This window comes from Actinomadura sp. 7K507 (assembly GCF_004348425.1).
Lineage (GTDB): Bacteria > Actinomycetota > Actinomycetes > Streptosporangiales > Streptosporangiaceae > Spirillospora.
In genome coordinates this window covers 1-3,840 of record NZ_SMKK01000424.1, presented here as the reverse complement: position 1 = coordinate 3,840, position 3,840 = coordinate 1, and the positions used below count along the sequence as shown (strand labels likewise).

Here is a 3,840-nt window from a genome sequence, read left to right as displayed (position 1 = left end):
GGGGGCGGGGTGCCGTGGGCCGCGCCGGAGCCGGAGTGGGACGAGCGCGGGAGGGCGACCGCTGCCTCCAGCCACTGACCGATCTTGGCGTTCCAGTCGGTTTCGCCAGCCTCGGCGTGCGGGACCGAGAACACGCCGAACGACTCGTCCGATGGAGCCTCGCGGTCTTCGGCGCGCAGCACGAACGACATGGTGCGCGGGCTCGCGACGAAGCTGAGTCCGACCTTGTCGATCCGTCCCTGGTACGACGTCGGCGGGTTGAGGTGCATCTCCTGGTGGAACGGCAGCTGCTGGGCGACGCCCCGCAGCTTGGACGACTCGAACGTCACGTTCGAGATCTGGAAGCCGAGCCGGGCGATCGCGGCGAGCACCCACTGCTGGGACTCGAGCGGCTCTACGGAGATCGGGTCGATGTCCCCGGGGTCGGGCTGCCCGGCCGCGTCGACCTCGGTGCACATCCCGATGGTGAAGCCCGGGAGTTCGTGCCCGAGCACGGTGGTGAACGGGAGCTCGTACGGCAGCGGGATGGAGAACGCCAGGTCGCGCTGCTGTGCGGTGTCCAGCCGGAAACCGCGCGTGAGGGCGCCCCGGTACACCTCCGGCCCGGCCTTCTCCCCGCCGTAGCCGTTCTGCATGCGCGGCATGAGCGCGAGCGTCACGTGCCGGATCTCCACGGGCTGGGGTCCGCCGCGCAGATGCACCTTGCCCGCCACGACCCCGCCGGGCTTGCAGTTCGGCTCCGACAGGATCGTGTCGACAGACGGTCCGCCGCCCGCCATATGCCCGTAGGACAACGGCCCGTTCCCCTCTCCTGACCGCGAGGACCATTCCCCGCGCAAGTCAGCCCGCATGTGTCGGCGCACGCAAGCCGCCAACGCGAGTTAGACCTACTCCACCATGCCATCGGTTCACATGACGAAGCAGATACTCAATCCTTTTCATCCACCAAGCCACACAATCCACCCCCGCCGACTCACCGGGACGGGGGTGAGCGGGTGGGGTTATTCCTTGGCGGTCACGGTTACGGGGGCGTAGCCGAGGTTCTCCAAAGGGGCGCGGATCTGGCCGGCGTCGCCGACGGCGATGATGGTCAGGCCCTCGGGGTCTATGTGCTTGCGGTAGGTGCGGGCCACGCCGTCCGGGGTGGAGGCGCGGACGGCGGCCAGGTAGGCGCTCGGGTAGTCGGCGCCCAGGCCGTTCGCGGACACGTCGGCCAGTTCGGCGGCGACGGAGCGGGCCGTCTCGTACTCGGCGGGGGCCCGGTCGGCCAGCGCGCGGACGGACGAACCGTGCTCGTCGGCGTCGATGCCCCGGGACACGATGCCGCGCAGTTCGGTCAGCGCGTCGGAGACGGCGTCGGCGGTGACCTCGGTGTGGACGGCGCCCTGGGCGATGAAGACGCCGCAGTGCCGCATCCGCAGCAGGCCGGCGCGCATCCCGTAGGTGTAGCCCTTCTCCTCGCGGAGCTTCGCGTTGAGCCGGGACGTGAGCCCGCCGCCGAGCACGTGCGCCGCGACGGTCAGCGACGGCCAGTCGTGGTGGGACCGGTCGGGGACGCCGTGGCCGAAGCTGAGGTAGGTCTGCACCGAGCCCGGACGGTCGACGACGACGATCCTGGCACCCGACTCCGGCATGATCCGGTCGGCGGTGGGCAGCGGCTCGCCGGTACCCGCCCAGCCCGCCAGGGCGGCCGTGAGCGCCCCGTCGGCGTCCACCCCGGAGAGATCACCGGCGACGACCGCGGTGGCCTCAGCGGGCACCACGGAGCCGTAGAAGTCGCGAATGTCCGAACCCTGCAGCGCCCCGACCGAGGTGCGGGTGCCGCCGGTCGGGCGGGAGGCCCGCGCCTCCGGCGGGAACAGCACCGCGCGCAGTTCGCGCATCGCGCGCGATCCCGGGTCGGCGTCCTCCTGCGCGATCTCCTCCAGCCGTTCGCGGACGAGGCGCCGCACGTCGGCGTCGTCCAGCGCGGGCCGCCGCACGACCTCGGAGAACAGCTCCATGGCCGCGCCGAGCCGCGTCGTCGGGACGTCCAGCGCGATCCGCAGCGCGGTCAGGTCCGCGTGGGCGAAGAAGCTGGCGCCGAGCCGCTCGAACGCGGCGGTCAGCGCGGTACCGCCGCCCGGCTCGGTGCCCTCCGTCAGCGCGTGCGCCGCCAGCGTCGCCACGCCGTCCAGGGGATGGCCGTCCCCGCGGGGCTCACGGCCCGCGCCCGCGTGCAGGACGAGCCGGACCGCGGCGAGGCGGCGGCCGGGCAGGTCGCAGCGCAGCGTCGCCGGGCCGGCCGGGACGCGGCCCGCGGTGCCGGACGGGAACGCCCAGGCCGGGACGGGCCCGGGGACGGGGCGGGGCTGCAGGTCCAGGCCGCTGCTCACGAGGTGCCTCCGTAGGTCAGGGCGGTGCGGGCTCCCGGCGCCAGCCAGCGGCCCGCCATCTCCTTGATCGCGTCCCCGGTGACGGCGGCGGCGCGGCCGGGGGCGGTGAAGACCCGGGCCGGGTCGTCGAACTGCGTGGCGTTCTGCGACAGCGCGTTGGCCAGGCCCGTGACGGTCTCGGTCTGCTCCAGGAAGCCGCGTTCGGCCTGGGCGGTGGCGCGGGCGGTCTCGTCGGCGTCCGGCCCCTCGGCCGCGAACCGCCGGAGTTCCTCGTCCAGCACGGCGGCGATCTTGTCCGGTTCCGGCCCGATCGCGTCCACGATCGCCAGGGACTGGCCGGACGCCAGCCGCGTCACCCCGGCCCACACCTCGGTGGCGATCTCGTCGCGCCGCACCATCCGGTCGTACAGGCGGGAGCCGGAGCCGCCGCCGAGGATCTCGACCGCCAGCTCGGCGGCCTCGACGTCGTCGCCGCCGTCGGTGGGCAGCGTGAACATCGCGAAGTAGGCGGGGGAGGGGACCTCCTCGTCGAGCGTCTCCCCGCGGATGCCGGTCAGCGGCCCGAGATCGCCGGGGCGCGCGGGCGGCTTCTCCGGGCCGGTGGGCAGTCCGCCGAAGTAGCGCTCCACCGCCTCCAGCGTCTTCTCCGGGTCGACGTCGCCGACGACGGACAGGACCGCGTTGCCCGGCGCGTACCAGGTGGCGAAGAAGTCCGCGCAGTCTTCGAGCGTGGTGGCGTCCAGGTCGTCCATGGAGCCGATCGGGGTGTGCGCGTAGGGGTGGCCTTCGGGGAACGTGAGGGCGCACAGCCGCTCGAACGCCGTCCCGTAGGGCTGGTTGTCGTAGCGCTGGCGGCGCTCGTTCTTCACGACGTCGCGCTGGTTGTCGAGGTTGACCTGGGTGAGCGCGGCGGGCAGCGTGCCCATCCGGTCGGCCTCCAGCCAGAGCGCGAGCTCCAGGTGGCTGACCGGCACGGTCTCGTAGTAGTTCGTGCGCTCGAACGACGTGCTGGCGTTGAAGGCCGCGCCGGCGCTCTCCAGCAGCGCGGCGTGCTCGCCTTCGGCGACGTTCGCCGAGCCCTGGAACATCAGGTGCTCGAAGAGGTGGGCGAGGCCGGTGCGCCCGGCCTGCTCGTGCCGCGAGCCCACTCCGTACCAGATGTTCACGGCGGCCAGTGGTACGACGTGGTCCTCGCAGACCACCACGCGGAGGCCATTGCCGAGCGTGTGCTCATGCAGCGGCTGTTCTGCCACGGAGCGCTCCCGTCCGTTCGATGGGTCGGCCGGCGGACAGCACCGCGCGCGTCGGCGGGACGCGGGACGTGCCCGGGCGGCGGGCTTGATCTCGGTCTCACCGTACCGGGTGACCGCGGCCGGGGGCGCGCCCCCGCGAACTGTGGATAACCCGTCACCAGCGAATCCGCTCAAACCCGGGCGAACAGGGACGAGACCGCGAGGGGGGAGGC

3 protein-coding genes are annotated in these 3,840 nt (G+C 73.1%); all 3 read right to left on the bottom strand.

The genetic code is table 11. The features are described from left to right. Nucleotides 1-794 (bottom strand): sporulation protein (locus tag E1285_RS43790; RefSeq protein ID WP_165967032.1); only part of this gene is annotated, 794 nt, incomplete at its 3' end. Between the two features lie 207 nt (nt 795-1,001). Beyond that, entirely contained in the window at nt 1,002-2,375 is a 1,374-nt protein-coding gene (locus E1285_RS43785; RefSeq protein ID WP_132160811.1) for a pitrilysin family protein, read from the bottom strand. Then, nucleotides 2,372-3,628: a pitrilysin family protein gene (locus E1285_RS43780; RefSeq protein WP_132160810.1), complete on the bottom strand. Its 1,257-nt coding sequence runs from the start codon at nt 3,626-3,628 to the stop codon at nt 2,372-2,374. Before E1285_RS43780 ends, E1285_RS43785 begins: the two co-directional genes overlap by 4 nt. Between the last annotated feature and the right edge of the window lie 212 nt (nt 3,629-3,840).